We start from the raw sequence: 16,555 nt of genomic DNA, 5'->3' as shown, positions 1-16,555 counted from the left end.
TTGAAATTGTCAGTGAGCTTGTCTAGCTGGCAAGTCGGATTATTCGAGCAGACTGGCGGCAATGCTATGCATCATCTGCTCGCCGTTGCGTTGCAGTTGCTGCATCAAATGCCGCTCTTCACGCAGGCTGTGAGCCATGTTCATGATGGCGGCTTGTCTCGCCAGGGATGGGATGCCGATGGGGGTCTCCTCCAACACCTGACGGCGAATACTTTTCGCTGCGCTGCCTTCGGCGTGCAGCTCGAAGTAACGTTGGCAGGGGGGCTGGTTGAGCTGCCAGACCAGAAATTCGGGGCTGAGCGCCTCGCTGTGCAAGCGCACCACATAGAAGTGGGGCGCTGCCACGGCGGGCAACGGGGTGCTGCTGGTATCGACCAATACGGCGTAATTCTGGTTGCCACGGGCAGCTACCAGAATGTCACCCGTTTGCAGCCAGTCGGGCTCCTTCTTGCTCGTCGGCTCAGTGCGAAGGCAAATAGACCAGTCAACCCCCCCTTCCGGCGTGGTGTCTCTCATCTGCACCACGGCCAGGCTGCCGGAATCTACCTCCGGGATCTTGCCTCGAAACGGATGTCCCGCGCTGATGGTGGCAATCTGGTTTAGGGTCACAAAAAAATCTCTTCATCGCTAATGATGCTATATCGGCAGTGTGTTACATCTGACGCTACTGAGTCAATATCAACGCTCAGTATTTTTCGCATCAATCTAAATGATGCTTTTCATGTGCCATTGGCTGAATGCCGACCCTGACCTACCTAAAAGATCCAAATAGGATCATTTTTTTGTAATTAAATTACAGTTAATCTCCGTGAAAAATGAAAAGGCCCTGCTTATGCAGGGCCTTTTAGTTTCCAACTCAATTGTCGGTTTCCAACTCCAATGTCACGGTTTCCAACTTAGTTGTCCGTGATCAGCCCCGCTATTACTTGGCGTAATCCTCGGTCGGAACGCAGGAGCAGAACAGGTTGCGATCCCCGTAAACGTCGTCGATGCGGTTCACCGAGGGCCACAGCTTGCTGGCGCGCACGGCGTCGGACGGGAAGACCGCCTCGGCGCGGGTGTAACCGCGGCTCCACTGCTCGTCCATGACGTCATCCTGGGTGTGCGGTGCATGGACCAAGGGGTTGTCGGTCAGGCTCCAGTGGCCGTCCTGCACCCGGGCAATCTCGGCGCGGATGGCGGTCATGGCCTCCACGAAGCGATCCAGCTCGCGCTTGGATTCGGATTCGGTCGGCTCAACCATCAGGGTACCCGCTACCGGGAAGCTCATGGTCGGCGCGTGGAAGCCGTAGTCCATCAGGCGCTTGGCCACGTCCATCTCGCTGATGCCGGAGGCCTCTTTGAGCGGACGTATGTCCAGGATGCACTCGTGGGCCACCCGGCCGTTGCGCCCGGTGTAGAGCACGGGGAAGGACTCGCCGAGCTTCTTGGCCAGGTAGTTGGCGTTGAGGATGGCGACCTGAGTGGATTTCTTGAGCCCCTCGTCCCCCAGCATGGCGATGTACATCCAGCTGATGGGCAGTATGCTGGCCGAGCCGAACGGGGCGGCAGACACGGCGCCGTTGTCACGGCTCTCTTTCTCTGTCTTGACCACGGCGTGACCGGCCACGAAGGGCGCCAAGTGTTTCTTCACGCCGATGGGACCCATGCCCGGGCCGCCACCGCCATGAGGAATGGCGAAGGTCTTGTGCAGGTTGAGGTGAGAGACGTCAGCACCGATAAAGCCTGGCGCCGTCAGCCCGACCTGTGCGTTCATGTTGGCGCCGTCCAGATAGACCTGACCGCCATACTGGTGAACGATGTCGCACACCTCCTTGATGGTCTCCTCGTACACCCCGTGGGTGGAGGGGTAGGTCACCATCAGGCAGGAGAGCTGGTCCCCCACCTCCGCAGCCTTGGCGCGCAGGTCGTCCAGATCCACGTTGCCGGACTTGTCGCAGGCGGTGACGATGACTTTGAGGCCCGCCATCTGGGCGGAGGCCGGGTTGGTGCCGTGGGCCGAGGCCGGGATCAGGCAGACGTCGCGATGCCCCTCGCCGCGGGACTCGTGGTACTTCTTGATGGCCAAGAGGCCCGCGTATTCCCCCTGAGCGCCGGAGTTCGGCTGCATGCAGACGGCGTCATAACCTGTCACCTTCACCAGCCAGTCCTCGAGGTCTGCCAGCAGCAGCTGGTAACCCTGGGTCTGAGCCAGCGGCGCGAAGGGGTGCAGCTTGCCGAACTCGGGCCAGGTCACCGGGATCATCTCGGCGGTGGCGTTGAGCTTCATGGTGCAGGAGCCCAAGGAGATCATGGCGTAGTTCAGGGCCAGATCTTTCGCTTCGAGACGGTGGATGTAGCGCAGCATCTCGGTCTCGGAGTGGTACTTGTTGAACACCTCGTGGGTCAGCACGGCGTCGGTGCGCAGCAGATCCTGCGGGATGGCGTGGTGAGCCTGGGCCTTGGCATCCAGGGCCGCGACATCGAGCCCGTGGCCTTGGCCGAGGAACAGATCAAACAGCTCGGCCACGTCATCACGGGTGGTGGTCTCGGAGAGAGACACACCGACCGCACCGTCCAGATCCGCGCGCAGGTTGATGCCCAGCCCTTCGGCCTTGGCGACCAGCTCTGATTTGCCTGCGGTCAGCACGGTGAGGGTGTCGAACCAGCTGTCGTGCTTGAGGGTCACGCCCTTGGCCTTGAGACCGAGTGCCAGGATGCTGGTCAGGCGATGGACGCGGGAGGCGATGGTCTTCAGCCCCACAGGGCCGTGGTAGACGGCGTAGAAGCTCGCCATGTTGGCCAGCAGCACCTGGGCGGTACAGATGTTGGAGTTCGCCTTCTCGCGGCGGATGTGCTGCTCGCGGGTCTGCATCGCCATGCGCAGGGCATTCTTGCCACGGGCATCCTTGGAGACGCCGATGATGCGGCCCGGCATGGAGCGCTTGTAGGCATCGCGGGTGGCGAAGAAGGCCGCGTGGGGGCCACCGTAACCCATGGGCACGCCGAAGCGCTGGGCAGAGCCGAACACCACGTCGGCCCCCAGTTCACCCGGGGATTTGAGCAGCAGCAGGGCGAGCATGTCGGTCCCGACGCAGGCCAGCCCCTTCTGGGCCTGGACCGCAGCGATCAGGGAACGCAGATCGGTCACGTTGCCGGTGGTGCCCGGGTGCTGGAACATGGCACCGAACACCTCTTCGCTCACCGCGTCAGAGGCCGGGCCCACGGCCACGTCGAAACCGAAGTGCACCGCGCGCTCCTTGACCACGTCGATCACCTGGGGGTGAACATCGTCGGCCACGAAGAAGAGGTTGGACTTGGACTTGGCCATGCGCTTGGCCAGCGCCATGGCTTCGGCGGCGGCGGTAGCCTCATCCAGCAGGGAGGCGCTTGCCAGATCCATGCCGGTGAGATCCAACGTCAGCTGCTGGAAGTTCAGCAGAGCTTCGAGGCGGCCCTGGGCCAGCTCCGGCTGATAGGGGGTATAGGCGGTATACCAGCCCGGGTTTTCCAAGACGTTGCGCAAGATGACGTGGGGCACGTGGGTGTCGTGATAGCCCATGCCGATGTAGCTCTTGGCGACCTGGTTCTTGGCCGCATAGCCCTTGAGCTTGGCCAGGGCTTCCACTTCGGTCATGGGGGCGCCGATGCCGAGCGGGCCCGGGCGACGGATGGCGGCGGGGACCGTCTGCTCAATCAGATCGTCCAGGCTCTCGGCCCCCACGGTGGCGAGCAGGGCCCGCACTTCTTCCTCACCCGGGCCGATGTGACGGCGGATGAAATCGGTTTTTTGCTCGAGTTCAAACAGTGACTGGGTCATTTCCCTATTCCTGGTATTAAGTCCTGATAGCCAGGACCTGATGTTCCTGATAGCCGGCGAATACCGGCTCCACTCATGTTCTGTGTCCGCCGCAGGCAGACGGGGAATGCGGCAAGGGCATCCCGAAGGCGCAAAGGCTGCACCCTTCCTGCAACCGCCATGGCCGCAGGATGGCAGTCATACAAAAGGGCCCTGCTGTGTTGGCAGGGCCCGGGGGCATTACTCTTCGTCCACCACGTTCTGGTAGCCTTCGGCATCCAGCAGGTTGGCGAGCTCGCCCGCATCGTCCAGCTTGATGCGGAACAGCCAGCCGGCACCGTAGGGGTCGGAGTTGACCAGCTCGGGGCTGCCTTCCAGCTCTTCGTTGATGGCCAGGATCTCGCCGCTCACCGGGCTGTAGATGTCGGAGGCGGCCTTGACCGACTCTGCCACGGCGCAATCTTCGCCGGCACTCACCTGTTTGCCCACTTCCGGCAGGTCGACGAACACCATGTCTCCCAGCAGATCCTGGGCGTGCTCGGTGATGCCGACCACGGCTTCGCCGTTGGCTTCAACACGGACCCACTCGTGGGAGGTGGCATATTTCAGTTCGCTCGGGATATGGCTCATTTGTGCTTCCTTTATGCTCTTGGATCGCTTCAACAAAAATGGGTCGGCGAAGGGGCTCCACTTCGCCGCAATCAATCATTACACCAGGGGCTGGCCGTTGCGCACGAAAGCCGGCTTGGTGACCTTCACGGTGACCAGCTTCTTGCGGATCTCGACCTGGGCTTCAGAGCCAATGTCACGGGGTACCCGCGCCAGGGCGATGCTGTAACCCAGAGTCGGCGAGAAGGAGCCGGAGGTGATCACCCCTTCACGCTGCTCACCGCTCTCGCTGGTGAAGGTAACCGGCATGCCGGCACGCAGCACCCCTTTCTCTTCCATCACCAGACCCACCAGCTTGGGTTGGGTGCCGGCGGCCTTCTGGGCTTCCAGGGCGGCGCGACCGATGAACTGGCGATCGCTGGGCTCCCAGGCCAGAGTCCAGGCCATGTTGGCGGCCAGGGGCGAGATTGACTCGTCCATGTCCTGACCGTAGAGGTTCATGCCCGCTTCCAGGCGCAGGGTGTCACGGGCACCGAGGCCGCAAGGGGCCACGCCGTTGTCCAGCAGGGACTGCCACAGGGCGCAGGCCTGGGGCTCGGGCACCACGATTTCATAACCGTCTTCGCCGGTGTAGCCAGTGGTGGCGATGAAGAGATCCCCGGCCTGCACGCCGAAGAAGGGCTTCATGCCCTCGACCGCTGCATTTTGCTCAGGGGTGAACACCTTGGCCGCCTTGGCCTTGGCGTGGGGCCCCTGCACCGCGATCATGGCAAGCTCCGGGCGCTCGGTCACGCTCACAGAGAAGTCGATGGCGTGATGGCGGATCCAGGCCAGATCCTTCTCGCGGGTGGCGGAGTTCACCACCAGGCGGTAGAAGGTATCGGTCAGGTAATAGGTAATGAGGTCGTCGATGACGCCGCCTTCCGGGTTCAGCATGCCGCTGTAGAGGGCCTTGCCGGGGACGGTGAGCTTGGCCACGTCGTTGGCCAGCAGGTGTTGCAGGAAGGCTTTGACTCGCTCGCCGGTCAAATCGACGATGGTCATGTGGGAGACATCGAACATGCCCGCATAGCTGCGCACCGCGTGGTGCTCTTCCAGCTGGGAGCCGTAGTTGATGGGCATTTCCCAACCGTGGAAGTCCACCATCTTGGCGCCAGCTTCCAGGTGTTTGGGATGCAGTACAGTAGTCTGGATCATCGCTGTGTTTCCTTAAGCGTTCGCGACAACGCTCGCAATCCGCTCCGGCTCCCTTGCACAGCGGGAGGGCGAACCGCAAGGTCTGTGCTCGTTCCCACCCGTGGGGCAGGAGTGATTCCTTGAACGGAGCGGATTATATGACAAGAGCGCCGGTGTGCCGCTCAAAAAAAACTAATCCCGCCCCGACAAACTGACACCAGACACTAAGACAAAAACAGTGATAAAAACAGTACAAGCCCGGGATGTGCGAGATTTAATGTTGATTTTTACCGTTACGTCACAATTTACAGAAAAACGTTTCGCTTCCCGCCAACATTAAAGGCTGACACCCCGGAGGGGCATTCAGCCTTGTCAGATTAGTTTTATTGTTAAAACTAGCGAGTAAGATTAGATTTTTTCACCCTTGGCAAGGGCAGGCAGCTCACCGTCCAGCCCCATGGCGGCCCGGATCATCCTCTTACTTCGGCCGGGTCGGCAAATTGTTCCCCTTGGCCAAGGCCGGCAACTCACCCTCTAACCCCATGGCGGCCCGGATCACGCTTTGCTTGAGCGGCGCCAAGCCATCGACGGCCCGCAATCCCACTCCGCGCACCAGCTTCTTGAGGGGGTGGTTACCACCAAATAGCCGCTTGAGCCCTTCCATCGCCGCCAGCATGCGGGCGGCCTCGCTCTTGCGCCAGCGCTCATAGCCGCGCAGGTTGGCCAGCAGGCCGATATCCGCCCCCGCGCTCTGGCTCTTGAGGAGCTGTTCGGCCAGGGCCGCCGCATCCAGCAGGCCGAGATTGACCCCCTGCCCCGCCAGCGGGTGTATGGTGTGGGCCGCGTCCCCCACCAGCACCAGCCGCTCGCGGGCAAAGTCCCGGGCGTAGCGGGCGGTGAGCGGAATGGCGCTGCGGGCCCCCTCCACCCTGCACAGCCCCAGCCGTCCATCAAAGGCGGTGGTGAGTTGGCGATTGAAGCCTTCATCATCCAAGGCGCACAGTGCCTCGGCCCGCGTGGCGGGCACAGACCAGACGATGGAGCAGAGGTTGGGCTCCCACAGGGGCAGGAAGGCGAGCGGGCCTTCGGGGGTGAAGATCTGGCGGGCCACCGCCTCGTGGGGCTCGGCACTGCGCACCGTCGCCACCAGGGCGTGGTGGCCATAGTCCCAGCTGGTGAGCGGGATATCCGCCTGGCGGCGCACCCAGGAGTGGGCACCGTCGGCGGCCACCACCACGCGAGCCGAGAGGGCGCGGCCATCTTCCAGCAGCAACAGGGCGCCCGCCGCACTGCTCTGCAGGCTGGCGGCCCGGGCAGGGGTGAGCAGGCTGATGTTGTTCGCCCCCGCAATGGCATCGAGCAGCGCCAGCTGGATGACCCGGTTCTCGACGATATGGCCGAGCGCCGGTTGGCGCAGGCTGGCGGCATCAAAACCGATATGGCCGAAGCTGTCCTGCTCCCACACCGCCATGCTGTCGTAGGCTTGCAGGCGCCGCGCCACTATGCCGTCCCAGGCGCCGACCCCCTGCAAGATGCGCTGACTGGCGAGGCTCAGGGCGCTGACCCTGTTGTCCGGTGCCTCCCCGAGTTGGGTGTCGGGCAGCTGCCCCTCGACGATGGCGATCGTGAGCGCACTGTTCTTGAGGGCGGCGGCGAGCCCCAGGCCCACCATACCGCCCCCCACGATCACCACATCCACATTTTGCATCTGCATCATCTCTATCCTTTCGTGGCTGATCGCCAGGATCAGCAGGAGGACGCCCGCTGGCATCCCCTCATCAAGTTGTTCGGTGTGGCCTCTTCTCGGCACACCTCATTCACGGCACAGGTCGGCGACAAACCCCAGAGTGCGGGAGGCGAGCGGCGCCTGCAGCCAGGGCAGTCGCCCCATCAGGGAGAGCGCCAGATTGCGACCGGCCACCAGGGGGGCATGGCCGTTGGAGAAGAGCTGGGCCAGAGAGGAGGTGAGCCAGATGGTCTGCTCCTGATCCCCCTTGCGCCGCTGCCAGTAAGCGCTCAGCACCTCGAAACTGCCGATGTCCTCCCCGGCCGAGAGGGCCCGGGCCACCGCCTGGGTGAGCAAGTCCAGGTCGCGCATGCCGAGATTGAAGCCCTGGCCGGCGATGGGGTGCAACAGGTGGGCGGCATTGCCCACCAGCACGGTGCGCTGGGCCAGGGGATAGTCGGCCACCGTCAGCACCAGGGGGTAGAGGTTGCGCGCCCCTGTGCGCACGAAGCGCCCGAGCCGCCAGCCAAAGGCCTGCTGCAGACGGGCCAGGAAGGCGGCATCATCCAGCGCCATCAGGGCCTGCGCCTCGTCCCGCGGGACGCTCCACACCAGGGAGGAGAGCCCCTCCTGCATGGGCAGCAGCGCCAGCGGCCCCCCTTCGGTGAAGCGCTCGAAGGCCCGACCGGCGGGATCCTCGGCGGTCTTGACCGTGGCGATGATGGCGCTCTGTTCATAGTCATGGCGACTGACCGGCAGCTTGAAGTGCTGGCGCACGAAGGAGTTGCCCCCATCGGCCGCCACCAGCAGCCGGGTCTGGTAGCGCTCGCCGCTGGCAAGCGTCAGCGTCACCCCCTCCTCCTGTGGCGCTATGGTGGAGAGCTGGGCCGGGCAGCACAGCCTGATGTTCGCGATGGCGTCCATTCCCTGCTGCAGCGCGATGCCGGCGGCGGAGAGTTCGATCACCTGGCCGAGGGCGGGCAGACCAAACTGCGCCGCCGTGAGCCGGGTCTGGCCGCAGTGGCCCCGATCCGAGACATGGATATGGGTGATGGGAGCGCAGTGAGGAGCAAAACGGGACCAGAGCCCGTGCCGGGCCAGTGCCTCGCAGGTGCCGGCGGACAGCGCGATGGCGCGGGCATCGAAGCCGGGGTGGGCATTGAGTTCGGGGGCGCTCGCCTCCAGCAGCAGGATCTGCAGGGGGGCACCGCTCGGCCCTTTCAGGGCGGCGAGGGAGAGGGCCAGCACGGCGCCGCTCATACCACCGCCGACGATAGCCACGTCGACGTGAACCGGATCAGAATGAGACATGAGAAGAGGGCATAGGCTAAAAACGTGGGCCAATGCTATCACAAAGGCGGGGGGCGGGATGCGAGGCCACGGGCAAAAAACCGATTTGGCACCGACAGTTGGCTCGCCAGAGCCCGCCCGGCACTCCCCTCCTCCGCGCAGAATCATCACGGAAAAAGAGCGCCATCAGGCGCTCTTTTCTATCTCCGTTCGGGCACTCTTGCGGGATTCAGTGCAGGGTCGGCGGGGTGCTCGGAGCATCCGGGCGCTTGCCGAACTCCTCGAACGCCATCATGACCCCGAGGCGCACGTGTTCGTAGAGCACCAGGAAGGAGGCTTCGTTCTCGTCATCCTCCTGATCGAACTCCGCAGAGACCTGGGTGATGCTGGCGATGTCCTGGATCATCTCCTGCAGCTCCTCGGAAGCCCTGGAGAGCTCCTGCTGCACCACACCGAAACCGGCCAGGAAGGCCTGGGACCAGTCCACCAGGGCATCGATGCGCTCGTCGAGCGGCGCCTCGTCACTTGGCAACAGCAGCTCGACCCCTTTTTGTGCCATCAGGCTCTCGATGACGCCCTGATAGAGCTCGGTCATCACCTGGCGCACCGGCGCCGGCAAGCCGAAACCATCGTTGATCAGATCGTTGAAAGGAGGCAGCCAGCTCTTGTCGTCCAGTACCACGCCACCGCACACCAGGCCGCAGATCACGCCATGGGCCTCGACAGCCGTCGCCATCAGCTCGTGCTGCTCCATCAGGTCGGCCACGGCCGCGTATTTCAGGGGGTTCGTTTTGCTCATCGAAGATCCGCTCAAAGTTCAGGCAAATATGCAAAAATTATGGCCGAGATCCTAGCATTCTCCCCCTCCCAGAGCCAGCAAGGCCTTGAAACTTCTGCATCTGCGCTATATAGTCCCGCCCAGTTGTCCACGTGGATAAAAGCGGGAATCAGCCCCGCCGTATTGAGGAAGGCATGAGCATAGAGGCCGTAGAAATCGTCATTTTGGGACGTCCCTACAAGGTATCCTGTCCCTTGGGACAACAGGATGCCCTGCGCCAGGCCGCCGACCAGCTGAGTGACAAGCTTATCGAGCTGCGTCAACGCTCCAAGGTCTCCAGCAATGAACAGCTTGCCATCATGGCGGCGCTCAATTTCTGTCATGAGCTCTGCCTTGAAAAAGAGAAGAACCACCAATACTCTGAGACCATGGACAAGCGGATCAAGATGCTGCAGCGCACCATAGAAGCGGCCTTGATCGAGCACGGTCAATATGGTGATTCCAGCGAGGAGGGCCGTCAGCCCTAACCGCGACCCGTTTTAAAATTCCCTGGGGTGTGCGTCAGCCGGTTCAAGTCCCCGAGCCGATAATCATACCCAACAGGAGTTCTATCTTCTGACTATTGCGCATGCTCGGCCCGACCGAGAAGCCTGCGGCCAGTTTAGAATTCCGCCTTGAACTCACGGTTCAAGGGCCCAAACCGGCAACGGCATCTCCGGGGTACCTAGCACAAGAGCCCGTCATTGATATGACGGGCTCTTTCTTTTTCTGCACACTGTCATGCGGTCATCCTCCATGAACCAGGCGCAATAACAAGCCAGCCGACGAGGGCGGGTTCTGCACCTGACCTGGATGCACTCAGACGGCCATCTGCTCGTGGGGCAAGCCATGGTGGCGCAGCCAGAGGAAGCTCAGGGCCACGATCAGCACCATCACCACCATGATGGCCCCCAGGGTCACCTGCCCTTCCATCGGGAAGCTGGCGGCCAGCAAGGTCACGATACCTGCCCCCAGGTTCTGCATACCCCCCAGGATGGCCCCGGCGGTGCCCGCCTGACCCGGGAAGGGCTCGATGGCGCAGGAGGTGGCGGTCGGGTAGAGAATGCCGCTGCCGATGAAGTAGACAGCCGCGCCCCCGACCAGGGAGGCCGCACTCACCACCCCGAACAGCCCGGGCACCAGAATGATGAGGGCCCCCAGCCCCAGGAAGGCAATACCAAGGCGCATCAGCTTGCCCTGGCTCAGGCGAAAGCTCAGACGGGCCGAGAGCCAGGCGCCGAACAGGTAGCCGGGCAGCGGCAGCACGAACAGCACGCTCACGGTGCGGGCGCTCAGTTTGAGCACGTCGCCGAGCAGCACCCCGGCCGCCGCTTCGAATACCGCGAGTCCCGCGAAGGTCGCCATCAGGCAGAGCAGGTTGCCCTGAAAGCGCGGGTTGCCGAGCACGTGGCGGTAGGCGGCGCCAACCCTCAATGGCTGCTGCCGGGCCGCCTCGGGCAGGGTCTCACCAAACCAGGCCAGCAGGGCCAAAGTGGTCAGGGCGCCGAAGCCGAACAGGAACCAGTAGCCGGCGCGCCAGTTGAACAGCTCGGTCAGCCAGCCCCCCAGCACGGGTGCCAGCAGGGGGGAGAAGATCACCCCCATGCTCACCAGGCTGTTGGCGCGGTTGAGCTCGGCGCCGCTGTAGCGATCCCGCATCACGGTCCGGCTCATGGCACCACCGGCCCCCGTGCCCAACCCCTGGATGAAGCTGCCAGCCAGCAGGGCGGCAAAGTGCGGGATCAGCTGAATGGTCAGGGTGCCCACCAGAAACACCATCATGCCGATGAGCAGCACGGGGCGACGACCTATGCGATCCGACAGCGGACCGTAGACGAACTGGGAGAGGCCGTACGGGATCAGGTAGCAGGCCATCACCGCCTGCAACTGGCCGGAAGCCACATGAAAGTCCCCCGCCATCATGGGAATGGAGGGCACATAGAGGGTCTGGGTCATCTGGCCCACGGCGACCATCAGAATGGTCAGGAAAAACAGCGGATAAAAACTGTGCCGATACATATCTCAGTCCCGAAGAATCATCGAAAAGCTGCCCGCCTCTGGCAGAGAACCGCAGAGGGGATCCAATAAACAGGGTCAATCAAAGGTGAAACGCAAGGCGGAGGACCCGCACCCGCCAGGAGCAGGACGCTCTTTGGCTTGCGGTGATCTTAGTGATTCATGTCACAAAAAACGAACGAATCTTTATAATCTGCTTTCCCAAGTTTTTCTAATGTGACGGGGCCAGCGGCCCTGTCGAACTGACATCGAACGGGATCGAGGCGCCTGTGTCCAGGCGCCCCGCTCCCCTTAGCCCACCCGTCCCAACTCGGCGGGCGCCAGCCTCTGCTCAGCTGTGCCCGCCGCCCCCAATCGCAGGCAGCGCCCAGCCACCTTGCCCGCCAGCGCCTCGTCATGGGTCACCAGCAGCAGGGCGCAGCCTATCTCCGCCAGCTCCCCCATCAGGCAGGCGATGGTCTGCTGCTGGCTCAGGGGATCGAGCCGGGAACTGGGCTCGTCGGCAAACAGCAGCACGGGGCGCAGCAGCAGGGCCCGGATCAGGGACAGCCGTTGCAGCTCTCCCCCCGACACCTGGCTCGGCAGCCGGCTCAGCAGCCGCTCATCGAGGCCGAGCCTCGCCAGATAGTCGGTGAGGGGCTGGCGGGGCAGCCTGTGCAGGCGCAGCAGGTCGTCAAACTGGGTGGCGAGACGCACCCGGCTGGCGAAGGCCTGCACCGGATCCTGATAGAGCTTCTGCCAGCGGTGAGAGGCTATGCCCCCTTGGCGCAATACCCGCCCTCGCAGCGGGCGCTGCAACCCCAGCAGCACATTGCCGAGGGTACTCTTGCCCGCACCGCTCGGCGCCATGATGGCGAGCCGCTCCCCCCGGGCCAGTGGCAGGTCGAGCCCCTCGAACAGGGTCTGCTCCCCGTAGCCCATGGCGAGCCCCTCCCCCCTGAGCAGCCAGTCACCGGTCGGGGGATGCACGGCCTCGGGCCAGGCCGAGGGTTCCGCCGCCAGCAGGGCGCGGGTGTAGGCATGGGAAGGCGCCCGCAGCACCTGCTCGGCGGGCCCCTGCTCCACTATCTCACCCCCCTTGACCACCAGCACCCTGCCCCCCAGCGCCCGGGCCAGGGAGAGATCATGGGTGATGGTCAGCAGGTGGCGCCCCTCGGTCAGATAGCCCTGCAGCAATGTCTGCAACCTGGCACTGGCCCGGCTGTCGAGCCCCTTGGTGGGCTCGTCGGCGATGAGCAGGCGCGCCTGCCCCAGGGTGGCGGCGGCAAAGGCGGCGCGTTGGGCCATACCCCCGGAGAGCTGGTGCGGGAAGTGGCGCTCCCGCCCGGCAAGCCCGAGCCGCTCGAGGGCGTCCCGCGCCCGCGAGCGCGCCTCCTTGCCTCCCGCCAGCCAACCCTCCTCCACCTGGGGCAGCAGCCCCATGGTGGGGTCCAGCGCCAGCACCGGCTCCTGGGGCAGCATGGCCAGCTCCCGCCCCCAGAGGGCGCGCAGGGCCTGGGGGTCCGCCAGGCTGTGGCACAGGCCGCCTATCGCCATCTCACCCCGGCCGCGCAGGGGGGCAGGCAGGGTCCCCATCAGGGCATGGGCCAGCAGGGATTTGCCCGAACCGCTCTCCCCTATCAGGGTCAAGGCGCTGCCAGGGAGCAGGGTGAGATCCAGCGCCTGCAGCAGGGTCTGTCGGCCGTCATCGACCTGCAGGCCCTTGATATGAATGGTCGTCATGGGGTGACTCCTTGTGCGGGTCCAGGATGATATGTGCCCTTCTGATTGAGCAGCACCAGGGCCAGCAGCATCACTCCCATCACCAATATGGGGGCCAGCAGCAGGCGGGGTGCCTCCTGATAGTGGGGCAGCGCCTCCGTCATCATCAGGCCGAGCTCAGGGGTGGGTGGCTGGATGCCCACCCCGACGAAGCCCAGGGTCGAGAGGGTCAGGATGGCCCCCGCGAGGCCAAAGGCCATCATGGTGAGCAGCTGGGGAGCCAGCTCGGGCCAGAGGTGGCGCCGCAGGATGTGGGCGTTGCCAAAGCCCAGCAGCCGGGACGCCTCCACCTGGGGCGAGGCAAGCAGCGCCCGGCTGCGGGCCCGCACCACCCGGTAGTACTCCACCCACTGGGCCATGGCCAACCCGAGATAGAGGATGGCGAAGCCTCCCTGGGCCATGGCGGAGAAGAGCAGCACCAGCAGCAGGCTCGGCAGGGCCAGCACGCCGTCGGCCAGGCTGCGCAACAGGCCGTCGACCCAGCCGCCGCGCCAGGCTGAGAGCCAGCCCAGCAGCGATCCCAGCAGGGCCGCCGTTAGGACGCACAGCATCCCCAGCAGCAGGGAGAGCCGGGTCGCCGCCGCGAGCCGCGCCATCATACTGCGGCCCATCTGATCCCGCCCGAGCGGCTCCTGCCAGGAGGGATCGGCCAGGAACAGCACCAGATCCTGGGCGGCGGGATCGGGCCAGAGCACGGGGCCCAGCAGGGCGAACAGCACCACCAGCAGGAGCAGGCTTGCTCCCGCCTTGACAGAGAAAGACATGATCAGGACTCCTTGGGACCGCGGGGATCGATGGCGAGGCAGAGCAGATCCGTCAGGGTATTGAGCAGCACGAAGAGCGCCGCCAGCACCAGCACGGTTCCCTGCACCATGGGGATGTCGCGCCAGAAGAGGGCATGCACCAGGGCATGGCCGATGCCGGGCCAGGCGAACAGGCTCTCGACCACCACGACCCCTTCGATCAGCAGCACCAGCTGAACCCCTGTGTAGGCGATGACGCTGACCCCGGTATTGCGCAACCCGTGACGCCAGAAGACCCGGGCGGGAGAGAGCCCCTTGGTGAGGGCGAAGCGGTAATAACCGGACTGCACCACGGTGAGCACGCTCTCGCGCACCACCCGGGAGAGCACACCCGAGAGCCCCAGCCCCAGGGTGAGGGCGGGCAACAGCAGGTTGCTCCCCTCCCCGTGACCGGCGGCGCTGACCCAGCCCAGCTCCACCGAGAGCAGCACCATGAGCACCAGGCCGAGCAGGAAGGGAGGCAGCGCGCGCATCAGCACGCTCCAGCCCAGGGTCAGGCGATCGCACCATCCCCCCGGACGCAGGGAGCTCAGGCTGCCGAGCGGCAGCGCCAGCAGCAGGGCCAGGGCCACGGCGGCCACCGCCAGGGACAGGGTGGCCCCCAGGTGGTGGCCCACCTCGCTTGCCACAGGTGCGCCCGTCACCAGGGAGCTGCCGAGATCCCCCTGCTGCAGGGCGCCCAGCCAGTCCCCGAAACGGGAGAGCGCCGAGCCGGCCAGCCCCAGCTCGCTTCGTACCGCGTTGGCGGCCTCGGCAGTGACATAGTCATAGCCGTAGCGACCCGCGGCGATGCGAAAGGCGATATCCCCGGGCAGGGATTGCACCATCAGAAAGCAGAGTCCTGCCACCAGCAGAGCCACCATCAGCGCCTGCACCAGCCGCTGACCCAGTATTCCCATGACGGCAGAGAAGGGCGCCGCTGTCATTGTGCGCTCCATGTCAGCTTGTCCAGACGGTAGCTGCGCTCCTGGGGATCCAGCTCAAAGCCCTTCAGCTCACGGCTGACCGCCGCGCTCTGGCGATACCAGGCGATGGGCAGGAGGGGCAACTCCTGCTGCAGGGTGGTGGCGATCTCACGGCGCAGTGCCGCGGCCTCCCCAGCGGGCAGGGTCTCCTTGCCAAGGCGGGCCAGTGTTTGCTCCATGGCCGGGGATTGCCAGTTCATCACCCCCCAGTCGGCACCGGCGGGCGCCAGATCCCCCAGCAGGGTAACCAGGGGATCCGGCACCAGGGCATAGTTGCGGGCATAGAGGCCGAGCTGGAGCGAGCCATCCTGATGACCGGCCGGGATCTCGCTCGAGTTGCCCACCGCCACCTTGAGGTCCACCCCCACCGCCTTCCACTGCGCCTGCAGTGCCGTGGCCAGCAGGGGCAATTCCGGGCGATCCGGGAAGGTGCGCAGGGTCAGGGCGAAGCGTTCCTCTCCCTTGTGCAGCACGCCATCCGCCCCCAACAACCAGCCTGCCGCCGCCAAGGCCGCCTGAGCTGTCTTGACGTCATAGGCGAGCGGGGTCAGCCCGGGTTGATGCCACTCCCCCAGGGTGGGAGGGAAGAGCTGGGTCGCCGCCATCTCGGGATCCCGCAGCAGGGCCGCCGCCATACCACGGCGATCGATGGCGAGGCTGAGGGCGCGGCGCACCGCCGGATCCTTCAGAAGAGGATCGGCCCCATTGAGCTTGAGCTGTATGGTGCGCGGCAGGGTAACGGAGACGATGGAGACCCGGGGCGCCTGCTGCAAGCGGCGGATGCTGACCGGATCCAGCCCCCAGGCGATGTCGGCCTGACCGCTCTCTGCCATCAGGGTGCGGCTCTCGGCGCGGCCCACCGTCAGGTAGCTCACCTGCGAGATGGCAGGCTGGGGGCCCTGCCAGCCGTCGAAGCGCTCGGTCTCGACTCGCTGGGGCTGCTGCAACCGGGTGATGCGATAGGGGCCAGAGCCGATGACCTGGGTCACCTCCCCCTTGGCATCATAGGCCCCCTTCGCCAGGATCTGGGTGCTGGGGTGCGCCAGCACGGCGGCCAGGGGCGCGAAGGGGCCGGTGAGGGTGACCAGCAGGGCCCCCTCATGGGCCTGGATGGACGCGATGGGGGCGCTGGTCATGACACCGGGCTTGCGCCATGCCTGCTGCAGGGCAAAGGCGACCTGCTCGGCGCTCACCTCGCTGCCATCGTGGAAGCGGGCCCCGGGGCGCAGGGTGAATCGCCATTGCAGACCATCCTCGGAGTGAGACCACTGGCTCGCGAGCCCGGGTTGCAGATTGCCCTGGCTGTCGACCTCCACCAGGGTCTCCGCCACCTGCATGCGGGTAAAAAAGACCCCGTTGCTGGCAGGGTCGACACTGTGGATCTCCCAGGGCCCCACCATGGCCAGCGGCTTGCCGTGAGCAACATTCATTCCGGCCATCAACACCAGGGCGCACCACCCCGAACAGGCGTGTATTTTTGTCATCCATCCCATCCAAACGATAATGATTACCAACCAATAACTGGCGTTATAACATAACAATTAATCAAGATGAATGACTTTTCATTTTTGATAGATGGCTTATTTGCAGCGGGAAAGGGGGAGCTAGTGAGCG

At 64.6% G+C, this 16,555-nt stretch carries 13 protein-coding genes and 1 other RNA gene; 2 read left to right on the top strand and 12 right to left on the bottom strand.

Annotated elements, in window-relative coordinates; genetic code table 11:
• Positions 1-39: 39 nt before the first annotated feature.
• The 7 genes from KI797_RS08205 to KI797_RS08175 all read right to left on the bottom strand — a co-directional run bounded on the left by KI797_RS08205 (position 40) and on the right by KI797_RS08175 (position 9,378).
• Positions 40-609: a restriction endonuclease subunit S domain-containing protein gene (locus KI797_RS08205; RefSeq protein WP_226172490.1), complete on the bottom strand. Its 570-nt coding sequence runs from the start codon at positions 607-609 to the stop codon at positions 40-42.
• A 313-nt stretch (positions 610-922) separates the two neighbouring features.
• Positions 923-3,799, bottom strand: a complete 2,877-nt coding sequence (gene gcvP, locus KI797_RS08200) for an aminomethyl-transferring glycine dehydrogenase (RefSeq protein WP_005329290.1) — start codon at positions 3,797-3,799, stop codon at positions 923-925.
• A gap of 219 nt (positions 3,800-4,018) precedes the next feature.
• Entirely contained in the window at positions 4,019-4,408 is a 390-nt protein-coding gene (gcvH, locus tag KI797_RS08195) for a glycine cleavage system protein GcvH (RefSeq protein ID WP_005329287.1), read from the bottom strand.
• Between the two features lie 78 nt (positions 4,409-4,486).
• The gene (gene gcvT, locus KI797_RS08190) at positions 4,487-5,584 is read right to left on the bottom strand and encodes a glycine cleavage system aminomethyltransferase GcvT (RefSeq protein ID WP_226172489.1); all 1,098 of its coding nucleotides are present in this window, start codon (positions 5,582-5,584) and stop codon (positions 4,487-4,489) included.
• Positions 5,585-6,041: 457 nt separating this feature from the next.
• On the bottom strand, positions 6,042-7,277 hold the full coding sequence (locus tag KI797_RS08185) for an FAD-dependent 2-octaprenylphenol hydroxylase (RefSeq protein WP_226173049.1): 1,236 nt from the start codon (positions 7,275-7,277) through the stop codon (positions 6,042-6,044).
• Positions 7,278-7,376: 99 nt separating this feature from the next.
• On the bottom strand, positions 7,377-8,600 hold the full coding sequence (gene ubiH, locus KI797_RS08180; RefSeq protein WP_226172488.1) for a 2-octaprenyl-6-methoxyphenyl hydroxylase: 1,224 nt from the start codon (positions 8,598-8,600) through the stop codon (positions 7,377-7,379).
• Positions 8,601-8,808: 208 nt separating this feature from the next.
• Positions 8,809-9,378 (bottom strand): UPF0149 family protein, encoded by a 570-nt coding sequence (locus KI797_RS08175; RefSeq protein ID WP_226172486.1) that lies wholly within the window; start codon positions 9,376-9,378, stop codon positions 8,809-8,811.
• A 173-nt stretch (positions 9,379-9,551) separates the two neighbouring features.
• On the opposite strand from KI797_RS08175, the gene zapA reads away from it, so the two are divergent.
• On the top strand, positions 9,552-9,884 hold the full coding sequence (gene zapA / locus KI797_RS08170; protein ID WP_041205956.1) for a cell division protein ZapA: 333 nt from the start codon (positions 9,552-9,554) through the stop codon (positions 9,882-9,884).
• A gap of 16 nt (positions 9,885-9,900) precedes the next feature.
• Positions 9,901-10,083, top strand: a non-coding RNA gene (gene ssrS, locus KI797_RS08165) — 6S RNA.
• A gap of 132 nt (positions 10,084-10,215) precedes the next feature.
• Here the strand turns inward: ssrS and emrD are convergent.
• The 5 genes from emrD to KI797_RS08140 all read right to left on the bottom strand — a co-directional run bounded on the left by emrD (position 10,216) and on the right by KI797_RS08140 (position 16,425).
• A complete protein-coding gene (emrD, locus tag KI797_RS08160; RefSeq protein ID WP_226172485.1) occupies positions 10,216-11,415 on the bottom strand; it encodes a multidrug efflux MFS transporter EmrD in 1,200 nt (399 codons plus the stop codon).
• A 288-nt stretch (positions 11,416-11,703) separates the two neighbouring features.
• Positions 11,704-13,134, bottom strand: coding sequence for an ABC transporter ATP-binding protein (locus KI797_RS08155; RefSeq protein ID WP_226172484.1), 1,431 nt, complete (start codon positions 13,132-13,134; stop codon positions 11,704-11,706).
• On the bottom strand, positions 13,131-13,937 hold the full coding sequence (locus tag KI797_RS08150) for an ABC transporter permease (protein WP_226172483.1): 807 nt from the start codon (positions 13,935-13,937) through the stop codon (positions 13,131-13,133). Before KI797_RS08150 ends, KI797_RS08155 begins: the two co-directional genes overlap by 4 nt.
• Positions 13,938-13,939: 2 nt before the next feature.
• Complete coding sequence (locus KI797_RS08145) at positions 13,940-14,902, bottom strand: ABC transporter permease (protein WP_226172482.1); 963 nt, start codon at positions 14,900-14,902, stop codon at positions 13,940-13,942.
• Positions 14,899-16,425: an ABC transporter substrate-binding protein gene (locus KI797_RS08140; protein ID WP_226172481.1), complete on the bottom strand. Its 1,527-nt coding sequence runs from the start codon at positions 16,423-16,425 to the stop codon at positions 14,899-14,901. Before KI797_RS08140 ends, KI797_RS08145 begins: the two co-directional genes overlap by 4 nt.
• Positions 16,426-16,555 lie beyond the last annotated feature (130 nt).

Origin of the sequence: Aeromonas media (assembly GCF_020423125.1) — a bacterium.
Lineage (GTDB): Bacteria > Pseudomonadota > Gammaproteobacteria > Enterobacterales > Aeromonadaceae > Aeromonas > Aeromonas media.
The sequence above is the reverse complement of the archived record's forward strand: the minus strand, read 5'-3'. Positions and strand labels throughout refer to the sequence as shown.

Coding starts and splice junctions, on each gene's coding strand:
- gcvT (WP_226172489.1), bottom strand. CDS start 5,584: ATGATCCAGACTACTGTACTGCATCCCAAACACCTGGAAGCTGGCGCC.
- zapA (WP_041205956.1), top strand. CDS start 9,552: ATGAGCATAGAGGCCGTAGAAATCGTCATTTTGGGACGTCCCTACAAG.
- ubiH (WP_226172488.1), bottom strand. CDS start 8,600: ATGTCTCATTCTGATCCGGTTCACGTCGACGTGGCTATCGTCGGCGGT.
- emrD (WP_226172485.1), bottom strand. CDS start 11,415: ATGTATCGGCACAGTTTTTATCCGCTGTTTTTCCTGACCATTCTGATG.
- gcvP (WP_005329290.1), bottom strand. CDS start 3,799: ATGACCCAGTCACTGTTTGAACTCGAGCAAAAAACCGATTTCATCCGC.
- KI797_RS08175 (WP_226172486.1), bottom strand. CDS start 9,378: ATGAGCAAAACGAACCCCCTGAAATACGCGGCCGTGGCCGACCTGATG.
- KI797_RS08185 (WP_226173049.1), bottom strand. CDS start 7,277: ATGCAGATGCAAAATGTGGATGTGGTGATCGTGGGGGGCGGTATGGTG.
- KI797_RS08140 (WP_226172481.1), bottom strand. CDS start 16,425: ATGACAAAAATACACGCCTGTTCGGGGTGGTGCGCCCTGGTGTTGATG.
- KI797_RS08145 (WP_226172482.1), bottom strand. CDS start 14,902: ATGACAGCGGCGCCCTTCTCTGCCGTCATGGGAATACTGGGTCAGCGG.
- gcvH (WP_005329287.1), bottom strand. CDS start 4,408: ATGAGCCATATCCCGAGCGAACTGAAATATGCCACCTCCCACGAGTGG.
- KI797_RS08150 (WP_226172483.1), bottom strand. CDS start 13,937: ATGTCTTTCTCTGTCAAGGCGGGAGCAAGCCTGCTCCTGCTGGTGGTG.
- KI797_RS08155 (WP_226172484.1), bottom strand. CDS start 13,134: ATGACGACCATTCATATCAAGGGCCTGCAGGTCGATGACGGCCGACAG.